General features: G+C 39.0%; 16 protein-coding genes. 11 read left to right on the forward strand and 5 right to left on the reverse strand.

Annotated features, from left to right (window positions below):
* Positions 1-663 precede the first annotated feature (663 nt).
* From SIO70_RS23095 to SIO70_RS23115, 5 genes are all read left to right on the forward strand, one after another.
* Positions 664-1,467 (forward strand): hypothetical protein, encoded by an 804-nt coding sequence (locus SIO70_RS23095; RefSeq protein ID WP_320574724.1) that lies wholly within the window; start codon positions 664-666, stop codon positions 1,465-1,467.
* Between the two features lie 453 nt (positions 1,468-1,920).
* On the forward strand, positions 1,921-3,477 hold the full coding sequence (locus tag SIO70_RS23100) for an IS5 family transposase (protein WP_320574022.1): 1,557 nt from the start codon (positions 1,921-1,923) through the stop codon (positions 3,475-3,477).
* Positions 3,478-3,550: 73 nt separating this feature from the next.
* Positions 3,551-4,003 (forward strand): hypothetical protein, encoded by a 453-nt coding sequence (locus SIO70_RS23105; protein ID WP_320574725.1) that lies wholly within the window; start codon positions 3,551-3,553, stop codon positions 4,001-4,003.
* A 419-nt stretch (positions 4,004-4,422) separates the two neighbouring features.
* Positions 4,423-5,955 carry a hypothetical protein gene (locus SIO70_RS23110; protein WP_320574726.1) on the forward strand — a complete coding sequence of 511 codons (1,533 nt, stop codon included), beginning with the start codon at positions 4,423-4,425 and terminating at the stop codon, positions 5,953-5,955.
* 209 nt (positions 5,956-6,164) lie between these two features.
* Entirely contained in the window at positions 6,165-6,464 is a 300-nt protein-coding gene (locus tag SIO70_RS23115; protein ID WP_320574727.1) for a phage antirepressor KilAC domain-containing protein, read from the forward strand.
* Between the two features lie 145 nt (positions 6,465-6,609).
* Here the strand turns inward: SIO70_RS23115 and SIO70_RS33480 are convergent, their stop codons facing one another.
* Complete coding sequence (locus tag SIO70_RS33480) at positions 6,610-6,789, reverse strand: IS3 family transposase (protein WP_414017870.1); 180 nt, start codon at positions 6,787-6,789, stop codon at positions 6,610-6,612.
* Positions 6,790-6,956: 167 nt separating this feature from the next.
* Here SIO70_RS33480 and SIO70_RS23120 point away from each other — a divergent pair, with 167 nt between their 5' ends.
* The 6 genes from SIO70_RS23120 (at position 6,957) to SIO70_RS23145 (ending at position 12,856) form a co-directional block, all read left to right on the forward strand.
* Entirely contained in the window at positions 6,957-7,301 is a 345-nt protein-coding gene (locus tag SIO70_RS23120) for a transposase (protein ID WP_414017871.1), read from the forward strand.
* Between the two features lie 271 nt (positions 7,302-7,572).
* Positions 7,573-9,108 carry a DDE-type integrase/transposase/recombinase gene (locus tag SIO70_RS23125; RefSeq protein WP_320574729.1) on the forward strand — a complete coding sequence of 512 codons (1,536 nt, stop codon included), beginning with the start codon at positions 7,573-7,575 and terminating at the stop codon, positions 9,106-9,108.
* Between the two features lie 23 nt (positions 9,109-9,131).
* Positions 9,132-9,881, forward strand: a complete 750-nt coding sequence (gene istB, locus SIO70_RS23130; protein WP_320574731.1) for an IS21-like element helper ATPase IstB — start codon at positions 9,132-9,134, stop codon at positions 9,879-9,881.
* A gap of 87 nt (positions 9,882-9,968) precedes the next feature.
* Positions 9,969-11,141 carry a hypothetical protein gene (locus SIO70_RS23135; protein WP_320574733.1) on the forward strand — a complete coding sequence of 391 codons (1,173 nt, stop codon included), beginning with the start codon at positions 9,969-9,971 and terminating at the stop codon, positions 11,139-11,141.
* Between the two features lie 1,023 nt (positions 11,142-12,164).
* Positions 12,165-12,437, forward strand: coding sequence for a hypothetical protein (locus SIO70_RS23140; RefSeq protein WP_320574735.1), 273 nt, complete (start codon positions 12,165-12,167; stop codon positions 12,435-12,437).
* Between the two features lie 227 nt (positions 12,438-12,664).
* A complete protein-coding gene (locus tag SIO70_RS23145) occupies positions 12,665-12,856 on the forward strand; it encodes a hypothetical protein (protein ID WP_320574737.1) in 192 nt (63 codons plus the stop codon).
* 173 nt (positions 12,857-13,029) lie between these two features.
* On the opposite strand, the gene SIO70_RS23150 is transcribed toward SIO70_RS23145, so the two are convergent.
* The 4 genes from SIO70_RS23150 to istA all read right to left on the reverse strand — a co-directional run bounded on the left by SIO70_RS23150 (position 13,030) and on the right by istA (position 17,826).
* Positions 13,030-14,148 carry a hypothetical protein gene (locus SIO70_RS23150; protein WP_320574738.1) on the reverse strand — a complete coding sequence of 373 codons (1,119 nt, stop codon included), beginning with the start codon at positions 14,146-14,148 and terminating at the stop codon, positions 13,030-13,032.
* A 512-nt stretch (positions 14,149-14,660) separates the two neighbouring features.
* Positions 14,661-15,200 (reverse strand): hypothetical protein, encoded by a 540-nt coding sequence (locus SIO70_RS23155; protein WP_320574740.1) that lies wholly within the window; start codon positions 15,198-15,200, stop codon positions 14,661-14,663.
* Positions 15,201-15,532: 332 nt separating this feature from the next.
* Positions 15,533-16,264: an IS21-like element helper ATPase IstB gene (gene istB, locus SIO70_RS23160; protein ID WP_320574742.1), complete on the reverse strand. Its 732-nt coding sequence runs from the start codon at positions 16,262-16,264 to the stop codon at positions 15,533-15,535.
* 11 nt (positions 16,265-16,275) lie between these two features.
* The gene (gene istA, locus SIO70_RS23165) at positions 16,276-17,826 is read right to left on the reverse strand and encodes an IS21 family transposase (protein WP_320574744.1); all 1,551 of its coding nucleotides are present in this window, start codon (positions 17,824-17,826) and stop codon (positions 16,276-16,278) included.
* Between the last annotated feature and the right edge of the window lie 270 nt (positions 17,827-18,096).

Here is an 18,096-nt window from a genome sequence, read left to right on the forward strand (position 1 = left end):
TCTTGCCGCCCACATCTATAGCTTGTAGTTTTTCTTCAAGATAACCAATGTAAGTTTCCCCTTTTTAGGATTTCCGCTTTCATCAACTATAAAAAAGTATCATCTTCCAGTCCACACTGTTGTAAAAGATGCCAGAAATCTAACGTTATCTTATCCATCAGCTTAGAATAGCACCACTTACCAAAAGTTTTAAGGTGATGCAAACACTGTTGACTGGTATTCTGGAGTTCCTGCGCCAGCAGGCCGTTGTCCGGATTTGATTTGACAATAGGTCATCAAGGGCCTTGACCATGTTTATATTATAGGATATCAAATATAGTTACTTAGTTTTTGATCGAACCAATATTATGTTGATTATGAAATACGTATAAAATATTGAGGAAATAGCCTAAAAAGCAAGAACCGCTCTAAGAGCGGTTCTTGCTTTTTTCGTGCCCTGTGGCGGATTGTTTTCGAACCAAATGCTATTGATTATTAATAAGCTGTATGAATAAGGCCATTGAAAATCTTGAAGAGTATCTGATACTAATCTCACATTAAATAAAAGTTACATGCTTAGGTAAATAAAGTTAAACAATTTCTTTCCCATGATGTTTTACTGTTTGCAGAGGGCATGCTTGCCTCAGAAATATTATATTTTCGATCACAAACGAACTAAACCTAATGAAACCAGATTGCCTATTCCTACTGCTGTTCCTTTTGCCTGCGCTTTTTATTTTTTTCTGGATTGCCGGCATTTTCAGAAAAAGAGACACTAATAATAACCAGGTATTGCCTATTAAAGAAATAAAAACAGAGACCGAATATTTTGATCTTTTCAAGGAAAGCAAACTAGAGGATATCTTAAAGGAAGTTTACAATGCTAGACGCTTCGAAATTGATATGTACTGGAAAAGAACCAATTACTACTGGACGATGTTGGTTGCTGTATTTGCTGGATATTTTGTAGCCTTTTCCAATTTGAATAGCTCGAATGAACAGGGCTTGAAGGTCGTTTTCTTTTTAAACTGCTTTGGGGTCATTTTTTCGACAAGTTGGTACTTGGTAAACCGTGGTAGCAAATACTGGCAAATTAACTGGGAAAAGCACGCTGAAATACTTGAAGGAAAAGTATATGGTCATCTATATAAAACTAATGTCAGTCAGGGATATTATTTTAAATTCAATAAATTTACGAACTTGACATCACCTTATCCTTATAGTGTAACAAAAATTAATCAGGTGCTTAACTTCTTTGTAATCATTATGTGGTTATCATTGCTCTATTATACCGCAACCAATTATTTAGTTATTGGCGTTGAAAATTTTGGTTCCTTCTATTCTATAGTCGGATACGTAACTATTCTTGCTGTTGCTGCCCTTGTCCTGTTAACTTTAACAGGAAAGGAAAGTATATTCTCAAAATCAAAAGACGAGACCCACCTTTTATTTACGCGTAGAGGAATCACTAAAGATTCCTCAGTATAGGTGAACTTACAGATATAAAAACAAATTTAACATCAGGCATGAGATATTTGAATACTTGGCATTTTTATTACTTATAAATATACCCATATAAGCTCAGCACGAGTGTATACCAAAGAATTTAAAACAAGCAATACACTTCCTAGACAAGGACTGTCCTGAAAGTTTAAAACCGACCATTAAAGAAACGGCATTTAAAGATCTTAAGAAATTGATTTATCCCTGGGGTGGAACTTATAAAACAATAATAAAGCTTATAAAAAGTCTCAGTAGGTATATGAAAAACTGAAAATCAACACGATTATCCTCAAACCCGAGGCGTTTGTAGAATATCACAAGCAATACTTAGGGTGTGCTGAATAAGTATTAATCTATTGTTAATCAATGTTGTATGGCCTGTTTTTTGCTTGAATAGTGTATAAATATTGAATGAATCATCTCCAAAAGCATGCAGCCATGATACGTTATACACCTGCAAAACAATTGACATTAGAAGGTTTTTCCACACCCTTCTCGCAGCAGTTATCCACTTCCAACAGGTGGGTTATACTCGCTGCAAAGATTCCGTGGGACAAACTGGCGGATGTGTATTATAAAAAGATGCGGGCTGATTTCGGAGCGCCAACCTTGAGTGCGCGGATGGTAATTGGTGCGGTGATCATCAAACATATACTGAATATAGACGATCGTGAGGTAGTAGAGCAGATCACAGAAAACATATATCTGCAATATTTTGTAGGTCTAAGCAGTTTTCAACAGGAAGCTCCCTTTGATGCATCGCTGATGGTCAGTATTAGAAAACGGTTAGGCGTAGAGGTGATGTCCAGGTTGAATGAGATTATCTTGCAGGAAGCGGGATTAACCAAAGCGAAAGAAGAGAAAACATCGGATGCCGGCAGTAAGGATGAAAGTGATGGGGATGGAGGAGAGAGCAATAAAGTTGGCTGCCAGGCGGATGCAGAGATAGTAAAAGAAACGCCATCTGAAGGACTATCAGGAACATTGATGTTAGACGCGACGGTGTCAGAGCAACAGATCGATTATCCAACGGATATTAAGTTATTAAATGAGGGGCGCCGTCAATTGGAAGGGATAATAGAGCGGGGATGTCTGGCTGCTGAACTGATTATGCCGCGGATGTATCGCAATATAGCCAGGAAGCAATATTTGAACATTGCCAAAAAGAAAAACAAAAGCAAAAGAGACATACGCAGGGGTATCCGTCAGCAATTGCAATATGTTAAGCGGGATTTAAAGTATATCAACTGGCTGATTGAAACAGGACCTACTTTTAAGGAGACATTGAAACCGAAAGAGTGGACGTTAATACAAGTGATCCAGGAAATGTATCGTCAGCAGGTAGAGATGTATAAGAAAAGAGAACAGAAAATATCTGATCGGATTGTAAGTATCTATCAACCGCATGTGCGTCCGATGCCGAGAGGCAAAGACCGCGTATCAACGGAGTTTGGCAGCAAGCAACTGGTGTTGTTGAAAGATGGTTACACACATATTGAGAAGCTGAGTTGGGATAATTACAATGAAGGAGGATTACTAATCGAATGCCTGGAAACCCATAAACGCTTGTTTGGGTGTTATCCGGAGCGGGTATTAGGAGATCAGTTGTTCGGCACACGTGAAAACCGACGATACATGAAGGAAAAAGGGATCCGTTATGTTGGCAAGCCATTGGGTCGGCCCTCATCAGATAGTAAGCAGCAAAAGCGATTATTGCAAAAGCAGATGCCGGAACGAAATGCGATTGAAGGGAAATTTGGACAGGGGAAAAATGCATACGGTCTGGGTAAGATCAAGGCCCGTCTTAAGGATACAGCTGAGAGTTGGGTGATGTCTATTTACTTTGTTATGAATCTGCTTAAACTGGCAGCAGGTTCTTTTTTGTCATTACTCCAAATCTATTACTGGCTGGTAACAGAGGGTTATTTAACGATAATGGTGAGTTGCCCGGATGCACAACTTAGACCTCGATATATGAGACGTATGGAATGGTAAATAGCAAGGTGTCAAAATGAAATATAATTCATCGGAAAACTTATTCAGCAGACCCTAATTACAGATTGATAGCTTGGAGAAACATCTTTCTCTATTTCATTATCTCTTGACTTCGGATTACTACGAAGAAAATGTCGATGAAGGAAGAATTCATCAAACCTTTTACCTTCCCTATTTTATATTTGATTATTTTAATAAAATAAATATAATGGTTGCGGCGGATAGAAGTTATATAGTTGTAATGTTATCCCGTAGTAAGCCTACCAATAACAGTCGTATCCTGTATATAGAAATTCAAATGCTGCATCAAAAACTTAATCAATTGTTTGGCAAAGATATTGACGATCTGGGTTTATTTAATAGGTCAGAAATTGAAGAAGGCAGTTGGAAGGGTCGCAAATGGCAGCATCGGGGTTACGAGTATTCGCTCAAAATAACTAATGGCTATACAGTTATAGATGGATTTAAGCTCATTAATAGCATAAAAATAGTTATTGGCCCATGGAGCCTACGTATGCTGACATAGCCGACCTTCAAAATCGGGTACAGGGCAGGACCGATTCGACAGCATTAATCACTGGCATCTTCGTATATCTGCTGGCCGGAATTCCTGGGCCGGTTCCGGGAAATGAGGGTTCTTACAGAGTTCAATGGAGATCACCTGTAGCCACTCGATACTCATCTGATCCATATGAAATGTTTACTATTAGTGATTCAATAAATACGATCTGCTGCCGAAACAATTATCTATCCACATTTCATCGCTTCTGTCGTTGCTGATTGGTCCGACGTTTAAAAGCTGCAGATCTTATGGTCAACAAAAGCTATCTAAAATTGTCTTATCTATTTGGAATACTCACTTCGAGTTAATGCAATTTTGAGAAAACATGAGATTGAGCTAATTTGTTGCAGCAGTAAATTATCCAGTAAACTACTAAGGAGAATATGATAAAAGGATCAGTTAGAACTTTTGACTTCAGGTTTGGAGACGATTTCGTAAGTTTTTTAGAACTAGCCGGTAGAGCCTCGGTCACGCTGGAGGCCTTGGTGGCAAAAGTTGATGGTGAGGATGTGACTTCGGAGGTCATACGGTTTAACTACCAGGATAGCGTTACCAAATATAAACAGCGACTCCAGAATACTATGTACAAAGCGATCCAGTCCTTAGAAGGGATGGTCGACGAAGTATACTTGAAGCTGGAAAAACTAAGATTCTTGGCGCATTTTTTAGTGGAGATTGAAGCTTGCCAACGACAACTAATCACGCAATCGACTGGACTCTATTGTCATAAGCAATTCTCATTTTCCAACATTTCGGAAGGAGATGAGCTGAATAAAATAATCAAAACAGAACAGGATTTTCAGGAGCATTTCTTCTGGATGGATCATTATCTGGTGAAAATGTATGCATTCTTGTTACTCTTAAAGGAAGGTATCGAATCGACCAATCAAGCAGACTTTAGAGTGCCCCCCACAATGAAACCCAATCCTGACGAATCTTCGCAGGAAAAGCCATTTGAATACTTCGATTATCTTTTTTTTCGCAATGGGATAGCTAAGCTAAGGCAAGCCTTCATGCCTTCCGCAGACGACTACTTCCACGTAACCGAACTTGCCTGGGACAAAGAGACTGAGACGACCATATATTGGGAGCAAGATTCCGAAACCGGAGATTGGACACAACATAAATCCAGGTTTGGTGACAAACTTTTTTCTGTGATGTACACCCAATATCAACAAAGCCGATCGTTGATTGATGATCGTATAAGTGTATGCCTTAACCATTCGGAGGCGGAATTTTACGTAAATAGGTGTGTGGAACATCTAAAATATTTCCTTAAAAAAATACCCCAGCATAAAGACTATAAGAAGTATGACTTCCTGGAGAGATTCGCTCGTAGTATGATAAAATATCTGTTGGAGAGATATAATGTCTTTTGTGGTAAGCCTGACGAAATTATTGAAGCCGTTTTGAAAGACAGCCCACTTCTACCGGTCGCCGACACTCCGCTTGTGCAAGCACTACCGTTGCCTAATATACAAGTATTCCAAGTTGTAGGAATTCCCTTGGAACGGTTTGTAGCAATCTTCTCCTCGCATTTGAAAGGTATATGCATCTCTCAGGAAACCTCCTTGGAGATATTAGCCAGTGCGTTCAGCGGAAAGAGCTACGAAACACCCCTGAGAATTAGATGGACTTGTACAGCACGTAGTAAGACAGTGAATAAGCAACCGCTTTTTTATCTATTCAAACAATTGTGCGACAGGGGACTGATCGACCCTCAGAATTTGCAGTCTGATTTCCTGAAGCGACTGCATTTTGTTTTTGTCGATGCGGATGATCGCCCACTTAATAATCTGCCAGTGAGTTACTCGACGATCACGAAACATCGAAAAACGGAGGACCAGTATCGCATCGCCATCGACAAAATGATTATTTCGATGTTGGCGGTGAAATCGGGTAAAACTGATGCTTAACCTTAATCAAAAGCTTAACTTTTGATGCGTTAAGTTATTTTGTTTTAAATCGTAGTTTGTTGAAAATCAATATAATGTATTAGATTAGGCCGTTAAGCTATGTTGTTAAGCTATTTTTGTTGATTCATGTTTTGACCATATTGCAGTGGAGTCGGAAGCCGGTCGGTACATATTGTACTGGATCGTCTGATGGCATAAAACGACTAAATATGATAAGAAATGAGAAACTCCAAGAAGGAGCATGGTTTACGATGGCTCAGACCGCGAAAAAAATTGGAAAAACGGGTAGAAACAAGCTTTACAAACTGCTAAGGGAGAAAGGTATAATTATGAGAGATAACGAGCCCTACCAATGCTACTGTGACGCTGGGTATTTCAAGATGCAGTTTACTCCTAAATACAACAAAAGAGGGTTATTCATTACAGCATTTCCCTCCGTCTTGGTGTCAGAGGCGGGAGTTGAATTTATTGAGGCCCTTTTAAAGGAAATGGAGCTTGACAAGGTTTAAAGATCCGATGAGTGAAAGATAAGGGCCATACGCCTAGGCGCCGGGACAGATGGCCTTTCCTTTCCTTTCATTTCTTAATTACACTAAAAGGAGATTTTGGCAATGAAAGTTAAATTGGATTTGCAACAAGAAAATAGACACTTAGTCAAGCAGCTTGTTTGATGAAAGAATTTCCAAATTGCTCAAGTGCCATATATTCCAGCCGGGAATGTATTCTCCTGCAATTATACCAAATTTCTATAAACTCAAATATCTCTCTTCTGGTGACTTCAAATGAATCGTAAATTATATTAAGTCCTGTTTCTGACTTGAGAATCTTGAACAAGTTTTCACATACACTGTTATCTCAGCAATTCCCTTTACGGCTCATACTTTGCTTTGCCTTATTTGACCTGCTTTGAATAACATCCTGAATTCTTGACAGGGTACCACAAGAAGTATCCATACTTGCTGAAGGGTCTTAATATGGACAGAAACAACTTTGTTTGTAACATGGATATCACTTACATTCCGTTGGCAAAAGGTTTTATGTACCTGTGTGCGATTATAGACTGGCATAGCCGGTATCTGCTATCTTGGACGCTAAGTAATACAATGACTGTTGATTTTTGCCTGGAAGCTCTTCAAAAGGCCCTTTCCACGTATGGCGCACCTGAAATCTTAAATACAGATCAAGGAAGCCAGTTTACCAGTGAGGAATTCACCTCAGCAGTATTAAATATTGAGATCACAATCAGCATGGATGGTGTCAGAAGAGCTACAGACAATTTAGTTATTCCGGGAACATACCTATATTCTCCGGAACTTTCACCTTTGTTAAGTACTGTACTAAAGTAATGCATGCCCCTTGACGTATATGGAATACGAATCTGTTACTTGAAATTCTGGAGGTTGTAATCGGTAACAACAACTACAGAGTTTTTCGTAATCAGGAGTGCAGAGTATTTGGCAACAAGGGTACATAATTTTTGGCAACAAGAGTACAGAGAAATTGGCAACAAGAAGTGCAGAACTTTTCCTGTTCCGGGTTCATCCGGGCATTGAAAGACGCACATTTGTCGGATAAATTACCCCGGCGATGTCAATGAACCTTTACTTGTCAAAACTTATGACCTATTACGAAGTACATAAATTATCCAGGGATGGCTTCTCTATTAGCTATATCAGCAAGTTGCTTGTTCTAAACTGGCGGACGGTAAAGAAGCTGCTCTCTATTGAGGACGATCGCAATTATGAGGCATACCTGCAGGGCAGTTCAGACAAAGACAAGATATTGGAGCCCTACGAAAGCTTTGTAAAATCCCGGTTGGAACAATACCTGGATACCTCCAGTGCCCAGATGCATGACTGGCTGAAGGAGCATTTTACAGATTTCCCTTCCGTATCTCCAAAAACGGTCTTTAACTTTGTGGTTTGGGTTCGCCAGAAATATCATCTGCTCAAAACGGATACTACCAGGATTTTTGAAATGGTAGAAGAAACACCTTATGGAGAACAAGGGCAGGTTGATTTTGGCGTATACAACATGCGCAACAGCCAGGGACAAAGAATAAAGGTTTATTTCTTCACGATAGTGCTGTCCCGTTCCCGCTATAAATATGTGTTTTTCTCCACAACTCCGTTTACCTCTCACTCGGCAATAGAAGCCCACGAAAATGCCTTTATGTTTATTGAGGGTATTCCAGCTACCCTGGTGTATGATCAGGACCGGGTGTTTATGGTAGATGAAAATAAAGGGGATCTTATACTCACCGATGCTTTTAAGAACTATAGCCGTGATCGCGGATTCAAACTACACTTTTGCAGGAAAGCCGATCCACAAAGTAAGGGTAAGGTAGAAAACGTTGTAAAGTATGTGAAGCAAAGCTTCCTCTATAACAGGGCTTTTGTGGATATCGATGTGCTGAATGCAGAGGCTATCAGCTGGTTACAGCGAACAGCCAATGCTGTTGCCCATGGATTTACCGGGAAACCTCCTATAGCAGAATGGGAGATAGAAAAACTCCTGTTGCATCCTTATCATTCGGTTATAACACAACGAGAACCAGCACTGGAATATGCTGTAAGAAAGGATAACAGCTTCTCTTATAAGGGAAACTTTTACTCGCTTCCGAGTGGTACTTACAAAGGCAGAGGCAGCAAGATACTACTGGAAAAAGAAGGCTCCGGCATTGTTCTCTATGACCTTCGTCGCCAGGAGCTTTGCCGTCACCTCGTATGCACTGCAAGAGGGGAAAAGATCATCAATAATGACCATAGAAGGGAGAAAAGCAAGGGAATAACAGAACTCCAGGATCAGTTCTACTCTCTGGTCACAGAACCGGAGAAGGCCCGACAACTGGTCACTGCTATCAGAGAGGATAAACCCCGGTATATACGCGATCAGTTGTCAATACTTATCCAGGTTACTATGCAATCAACATCCAGGGTCATTGAGCTGGCATTGAACCAATGCAGTGAGCAACATATTAATGGAGCTACTGACTTTAAGGCCATTGTAGCCTATTATCACTATTTGCAAAAGGATGGTTCGGAAGAGCCGCTAGTAGCCAAATTACTTCTAAATCCTTTAAACAGTAAGCTTCCTGACCAGGCACTAATGCAGCCAGCCACAAGTTCAATTAGCGATTATAACATGTTTTGAAAACTATATTAACAAACAAATCAATGGAACAAAAACAATTAATCCGACAGTATTGCCAGCAGTTTAACATGAGTGGTATCAGTAAAAGCCTTGATAATCTTATTACTGAAGCAGAATCGCAAGCACAGGGATATTTAGATTATACCCTGAGTTTTCTTAGTACGGAAGCAACGTTCCGTCTGCAAAGAGACATCACAAAAAAAATGAAACTGGCAGGTCTGCCGAAGTATTGTGATCTGATTAATTATGATCACAACGTCAGTAATGGCCTTACCATTACGCGTCTACACCAATTACAGGAACTTCATTGGATGGACCAAATTTATAACATCATCCTGATGGGCCCATCAGGTACCGGGAAAACATTCATCTCAGCAGGATTATGCGCAGAAGCTGTGAAAAAGGGCTATAAGGCTTACTTCAGGACCATTGATAGCCTGATCAATACGCTGAAGATGAAAGAAATTACCAACACTGCTAAAGCAGAATACAAGCGGTTACTACAGGCTCATCTTGTTGTTATTGATGATATCATGTTATTCCCGGTAGAGAAAAAAGAGGCGGTGAGCATGTTTAATTTTATTAACCAGATTTATGAAAAAACATCCTTCATTATTACAACCAACAAAAAACCGGCAGAATGGGCACAGATGCTGGGTGATGAAGTATTGGCAACAGCTTTACTGGATAGATTACTGTTCCAGTGTGAGGTCATAAGCCTTAGTGGGAAGAGCTACCGACTGGAAAACAGGAAAACAATTTTTGAAGACTAACTCAACTCTCTTACTTTTGGTACATGCTCTGCACTCTTGTTGCCATTTATTGTGTAGCCATTGTTACCAAATGTTCTGCACTCCTGATTGCCAAAAACTCTGCACTTTAGATTACCGATTACAAAAACGGGGATTTGGAATACTGGGCAGATAAAGAATACCGTATTTTGGTCTATTTCTGCCGGGCTAGTTTCGCTGTTTAACATCAACAAAATACGGCAAAATAAAGCCTACTATGCGGATGCAATAAAAGACGTATTCAAGTTTACGGCTTTTGTGGAGTTTCTGGTAGGCGTCCATACCTTCAGCTACTGGATCGAGCTTTTCATTTTACCCGCAACTACGTTCTTGGTATTGCTTGCCTTCTTTGCTAGGAAAGATCAAAAGAACGCCTCTGTTGCGAAATTCGTCAACGGACTACTTTCCATTATCGGCTTCTGTTTGATCGCATATGCTCTGTATTGGATAATCGGTCACTTCAAATCGCTTGCAACCAAAGATACCTTATCCGATTTCCTCGTTCCGTCGATTTTGACCCTTTGCTTTCTGCCCTTTATCTTTTTGCTTTCCGTGTATATGAGCTATGAAACGGGATTTATCGGGCTTCGGACGGTTTTGCAAGACACAGGGTTATATGCGTTCGCTAAGAGGACAGCTATTCTCCATTTCAAATTTAGAGTGAAAGATTTTAACCGATGGAAAAATTCACTCTTTAGTCATCAAATCAAAACCAAAGAAGAATTGTTGCTCTCTCTTAAAAAAATGAAGGAGTTAAATAAAATCGAAGCCAATCCACCCCAAGTTGATCCAAACATGGGATGGTCTCCTTACAAAGCGAAAGATTTCTTGAAAAAAAGTGGCCTGGAAACGGGGTTTTATAATGACTACGGCGATAATGAGTGGCAAGCAGGCTCTGATGTAATTTCGCTTAATGACCATGATATTATCTCAAATGTTATCTCTTACTTTGTTATAGGTGATGCTCAACGAGCGAAGAAATTAAAGCTTTTACTTGGCGTTCATAATCCAGAGACTGCGACAACTGCGCATAAAAAGCTATTAGATTTAACGGAACTTCTTTATAAAGAAGCACTCAAAGCGGACCTACCCGAAATATTCAAGAAGTCCATCCAGAATGGTCGTAATTTAACCGCAACCGAAGGAAATAAAAAGGTTTCGGTATCAAAAAAGAATTGGAAAGGCCATAGACTAGGTGGTTATCATCTCATTTCTATAATAGAGATCGAACGAGACAAATAAAAAAACAGCGCCGGATTGGACGCTGTTTGGCGGATAGCGGGTTTAATTTAGCTCTATATCGAGTATATTATCAATCTTACGATCCAGCCAGGGCTGTTGAAGGTTAAAGCCGCACATGCCGGCGGCGTTTAGGTCATACTCAACATCATCGTCATACAGTTCATCAGGATGGTTTTCTTCGATAAGATCGGACAGGAAACCTTCTTTTCCGCCATAGGGCTAGGTATGGAATAGCTCCAATGTATCGCCGTTCATCATCGCAACCTGATAATCATCGTTTACGAGAAACACTTAGCCACTATTCATGTTCATGGCCGGCCGCCCATTGTCGAAGCTGAATTCTTCCGGCAAGCCGTTTTCAACCCAAGCCACGAGTATGTCTTTCAGCATTCAGATTTCTCGGAAGCTAAATTTTCCTAAGTTCTCGGTGTAAAAGTCGGTCATGATTGGTTTCCCTTTCTGTAGGTGTTGATGGCTACAGGGGAGAAAACCGCCGAAAAGAAAACTACCGTCCAGCAAAAATTTTACCGCGCGAGGAATCCGCGCAGGGGGGAAATTCTTGTTGGAGCAAGGGAGTGCTTTCGGTATTCTCTCCCTGTTCCATCCATCAACACCGAAAAAGGAAGCCGGGTGACGGATGGACGTGACAAATAGATAAAAGAAAAGTGCCTCGGAATTTTGAGGCGCTTTAAGGTTTTGTAACGGCTTATAACCGGGCTATTTCTTCTGCATGTGTTGGGTCAATACGTTATCGTCCTCCGTGATATGATCGAACATTCGGGCGCACTAGCGTAAACGCTGATCGGATATCCATGTATTGTGTTTTATTTTAACAAGTGGATGATGTTGCAATGGGTTTACATAGGTGTGTATACTTAGTTGGCGGTTGTTAACATGGCATTAACCGATGGATGTCTTAATTTTTTTAAATTGCAGCGCTCTCAGCTAACATCTGAGGCGGCTTACTATACAGTTATGGCAGGTAATCTCAGCAAAGGATAAAACAGGTAATTTTTTTTTATTATGAGCCCAAAAAAACAAATGCTCAGAGACAGTATTGTTGAATTGTTGAAGTCCAATCCAAAAGTAGACGGAGCACCACCACAAATGGTTACGGTGTTGCTTGTTCGAGTATTGGAAAGTAGCCCATATTCTTATGAGCGAAACTTGATAAACGACGAATTGGGATCAATGGTTTCAGACGGATTTATCAGACAGGATTCAACTCATACTGTTTATTACGAGGATGGGATTATTACTAGTGCCGAAGGAGATGGTTTCTTTCCGGGCATCTAGCATTATTGAGAAATAACATATGTTTTAATGCGGAGATTGTGTTAGCGATTATGTGGGAATGGGGACGTCCGCAATCTGTTAAGTAAGGAGGAGGCCAATGGCCTCCTCCTTACTTAACAGATTTTTTTAAGTACGCAAAGAGAGTGCGCATGCAACATCGTTATTTGTATAGCGGATCACTGGAACGGACCTGGATTTTATTATACTGAAATTTAAATCGGCTATACATGGGAAAAAGCGTCTTTTTGTTGGAAAATGGGTTTAAGGAGGTGGAGCGGAAATTTGTTAAAGATGGGTGGATCGATACTTGCCGCGACGGCAACGGTACTGAGGGATGGACTTTCTGCTGTTTGGTTGCGCCATCAAAACTCAAGAATTTCCTCAAGGATCGTAGCTGGGGAGTGGAAAAGGGAAGTTGACTTTATTTGACGGGACGAAATTCCTAGAAAGCATTAATTTTCGCATTTCAGATGCTTTTTTTGCTGATTCAGCAGGAGTATCTTCTCCGTTGTCTGCATTACTTACAACGATAACTGTTGTTCTGCCGGAATCGTGTTGGATGATATTGCAATCTCCTTCTAATCATCCGAATCTATTCCCTTCCTATTATTTCGAATGTTGGGTAAGCTAAATGTACTTTTTTAAGGTTTATCGTTATGATGCTTAAATGGATTTGCTTTTGTATAGTGCTATCCCTTAAGAATAAAAGCCTTCTATATGTATCAGGAGTTAAATATCCTTTTAATCTGATTTGTTGCGGGGTTTTGAGTGCAATATTGAAATTTGAAGTATCTACTTCCTTTAGAAAAATTGTGTCGCTCACAGATCTATCAATTACTTCATTATCATCTGTGATATTCCAATAAAGAAAATAATTAAATTCATTTGGCGCCAAAATAAAGTTCTGACTGTGTTGGTTCTCAAGAATAAATGAAGTTTCTAGGCTATACAGTGAATCCCCGCTATAAGTAACTTTAAGCGTAATTTTGTCTCTATTACCATTTGAAAAATAAACATCATCTTCGACCGATTTAGAACCAAAAATCCCCTTCATTAAAATGAATACTAATATTGGAATTAAGATATTTAAAAAGAATCCTTTTGATTCGAATCCTTCACTTACTAATCTTCTCTCTTTCGCAACTGATAAAGCCAAAAACGGCGAGAATAAAAGCACCAATGTGGGCAGGATTGCAATTAACACAATTATACCCAAGATTGCATTCTGCGTACTCTCTTTAAGGCTTAACCACCTGGATATTGATATCATCAGTGTGCCTGCCATGATAAAAAGGCTTAAGATTACAAATGTCCATGCAGCTAACAAAAAATTAAACTTAGAAAGCATAATCCGGTCCGCTTTCTTTTTTGTGAAAATGAAAGCAGTAAATTCCAGGATAAGAGACAATGATAATAGCATTTTAAAATTATCTTTATAGCTACTGTTTATTGATAGATCTTTAATAAACACCTCGTATGAATTCTTAACGAAATCATAGTTGATATTAAAGTCGGAACTACTAGCTGCCCAGCCGATAATATAAAAAAAGAAAAATGAAAGCAATAGAAGTGAGTATTTTTTGACTTCCAAATTTTCTGATTTATCCTTAAAAAGGAGAAAATATACTCCTACTTCGCTCTTCCTAAAAAGCTTTAAAAATTTGAAATAATATTTAATGGAACTTAAAATATCAGAAATTAGCTTTTCCATTTCTTGGGGTATAAGATGATTTTTAAGACTGAAAGGGGCTTAAACCAGTACTACATACAAAATATAAAAAATATAAATTCCTCTTCTGAAGCACAGTAAATTATGCAGTTCCTAATATATAAGCCAATAAGATTTTAAAGGAAATAAAAATTGAAAGGAAAATACGTTATTACGATCCTATATTCATAATGTATATTAAACAGCATCACTATAATTGTACCCACCTTCCTTTGAAAAGTTGTTATAATAAATATTAGTAAATATACTTAAAATGAATGTTTCTTCTTCACGTTTCATTAAAATTTGGGTATGCTCTAATTTGGTCTGGACAATTTGAAAACATGTATTAGCAATAACAATGCAGTGCAAACAGTATATGATGTCTTCTGTTAAAGAAGTCTTTAGGACAAAATAATCTGGACGAGACCAACCATATCGCTATTCAGATTATCAAAAGAAGAATTCCATTAATAAATTTAGCTACTCTGAATTAGAAAAGACATGATGGCAATTTATTCGGTAATTTCGTGAAGAGATCTAACCTCTTTAACAACAAAAGGTGTATTTAGTTTAAATGATTGGGGACCATTAAAGGTATTATAAGTTGCGATACAATCGTTGTTCGTATAAACTTCAAGATAATCCAAGTTTAAACTTTCTTTCCATTCAAACACAATATGTTGAATTTTCTTAGGTTCGATGTCTAGTGATTCGGATTCCTCCGGACGTGTGATTGTAGGAGTGTAAAATATTGAAACATTGCTTCCAGTTTGATTAAAAATTGGATGGAGTATAGAGCCGAATTTCAAGGATAATCCCCAAATAGGTTGAGCAATAGTACTTTTATTTTGTATTATTAATTTAACATAAAATTTCACAGTTCCTTGTTCACCATTAATTTTTTGTAACTCAACCGACGAACTCACGACATCAATATTAATTCCTTTCCTTTCATCCAACCAATCTTTAAACCAAGTTCCTCCAAATCCCAAAATAGCTCCAATAACTGTACCTCCAAGCGTGCCAACTACGCCTAACATAGCATCTGTCATAACCATATTTTTGCCGATATTATTGAAATTTAGAATTTACGCCCCTATTTAACTTGATTGATCGCTAATCATTAACATCAGAATTTAAATTTTTGTTCGTTTATCAAAAGTAACTTAGCAGTTTCACTATCAACATAGATTACTAAATATCAAACATATTTGGTTCGATAACCTGTAAGTTCCCCGAAAATGGTCCTGTGAGGTTAGAGAAAAATCTCTAACTTAAATACAATTGTAGATTCTGTTTATGTTGACCCGGGTCTCTGGGATGTTGTCCCACCTGCGTAGCAGGTAATAAAAGTAAGAGCTAAATGCTATGTAAAATACAATGATTATTTATTTCTTCGTCTTAGTGATTCTCCTTTTAATTCTACCCTGTGTGCATTTGCTGTCAATCTGTCAAGGATTGCATCGGCCAAGGTCGGATCATTAAGATACTCATGCCATTTCGCGACAGGTAGTTGTGATGTCACAATTATACTCTTCTTTCCATATCGATCCTCAAGTAGCTGAAGTAAAGTAAGACGGATCTCCTGTGTCATCGGTGCCAGTCCGAAGTCATCGAGGATAATGAGAGTCTGTCGCTCAAGATGATTCAGTAATTTGATATATGATCCATCCAGTTTAGAGAGTGTTACTTTCTCTATTAGCCGGTTCATATTCAAATATGTCGTTTTAAATCCCATCAGGCATGCGTGATGGCCAAGAGCACAGGCGAGGTGGCTCTTGCCACAGCCTGTCGCTCCTGTAATTAAGATGTTTTGCCCCTGATTTATGTAATCGCTACTGGTTAAAACAGCTAGTTGCTGTTTAGTCAGATTCCGTCCGGGGCTGCAATCTATTTGCTCTATTGTTACAGGCAGTCTTAGCTTTGCCAGTTTTAAATAGTATGCAGTCTTTTCATTGCTCCTATTCTGTTCTTCTGATTGAACCAGGTAAGCAATAAGATCATGTCCTTGTAATTGTTGATTCATAGGTAATTCCAGTTGAGCATTATAAGCCTGATACATTCCCTGCAGGCGAAGTTGTTTCATTTGCTCAAGTGTTTGTGTTGCATTCATCATTTGATACTTTTTTATTTATAGTGATCCTTCCCCCTGATATTGTCATGGGTAGGTAATACAGTTACTTCTCTTGATTCCTCTGATCTATCCAGGCCCCGTTCAAGGATATTCCGGACCATAGTGTAATTAACGCGTGTGCCCAGCAATGCTCTTTTGCAAGCTCGCTCAAGGCGGTCAGCCCCATACTTTTTCTGAAGCATCAACATGCCAAAGCAGGCTTTATAGTTTTGTTCAATATAAATGCTGTTTTCCAGGATATTTGCGGCTGTTTGTTGAGTTGATGGCCCAATACGAGCTGCCTGAGCTAGTAAGTCATCCCGGTTCCAGCCTTTTATCTGCTGCATCCGCTGATGATTGGGTGGCATGTGATCAGGTATAGTATTGTAAGACTTTTGCTGGTCGTTCCTAAAGTGAATAGCTATTCTTTGATATTCAAAATATGCTTCTACGGAATGTTTATCATATAACACCTTAACTTTTTTCCCCACGTATTGATAAGGTACACTGTAATAGCGATGGTCGTCAGAAAGCTGAATATGATAATTACGCTGGACAGTCAGCAGGACAACTTTTTTAACAATAAAGGGCGTGGATGGAAGTGGTTTCAAACATGCTTTCTCGTGTTGCTCATAATAGTACCACCTGCTATAAGGGGTATTTCTATAAGGTTTATTATTGAGAAGAATAAGCTGATCATACATTGCTGCATTAAGAGCTTGCAGGCTGTTGAACTCTCTGTTTCTAAGGGGGCCATAAATGTGGTTATATATTATATTTACAGCTTTTTCAACCATTGCCTTATCCCTTGGGCTATACGGCCTGGTCGCACTAAAAGTAGTTGCATAGTATTCACTTAACTGGCCACATATTTCAGTAAATACTGGTTCGTATTTGTCCGGCTTTATTACAGCAGTCTTTAAATTATCACATAAGATCGTGATCGGAACACCACCGAAGAAAAGTAACATTGCATTGATGCAGGCAATAAAATCAACTGTACGTTGAGTATGAACCGACATACAAAATATAAGACCACTAAATGGAAGGATTGCAATGAATACTTCACATTCAATTTTTTCACCCGTATCTGTATCTATATATGATTGCTTTTTGCCTGCAAAATCGATCATAATGATGTCTCCAACAATATAATCCATGTGCATGGCAACATCCAGCCTCTTAAGAAATTGATTCAGATGATGGCAATAGTGGCTATATACATATCCATCAGGATTTTGCCGTAAATATTCCTGCCAAAGTAATTGACGGGTAACACCTGTTCTTCCCAGCTCATGCTGTATATCCTTAAAATGGCTAATCAGTTGCTCTAACCGTTGTGCATCATGAGCCATGCTTTCGTTACCATAAGCTCGTTCCGCCAGTGCTACATCATTTTGATTGTTTTGAGTGCTATCATTCTCATTCGTAAGCAAGGTTAAATATTTCCGCACACTATTGCGGCTAATGCCTAACCGACGAGCCATTTCCCTTATACCTACACCATCCTTCTTAAGCTGTAAAAGTTGCTTTAATTGTTCCATTGCTATTGGCTTTTGTCCCATGCTCCCATATTTTTAAGGAGCATATAATACAAAAAGCTCTTACTATTTACTCCTGCAGGGTGGGTCAAAATGACAGAATGACATAGTGAATTTTAAAAAAATAAAATTCCAGGTGGGTCAACATCCCAGAATTCGGGCATATCAACCTATGAAATCTCAAAAAAGAGGTGGGTCAACATCCCAGAATTTGATTCACCTTTTAGGTGGGTTATCATTCCAGAATGGTGGGTCAACATAATTCAGAGAAGTGGGTCAACATCCTCCAGAATC

This window comes from Chitinophaga sancti (genome assembly GCF_034087045.1).
GTDB lineage: Bacteria > Bacteroidota > Bacteroidia > Chitinophagales > Chitinophagaceae > Chitinophaga > Chitinophaga sancti_B.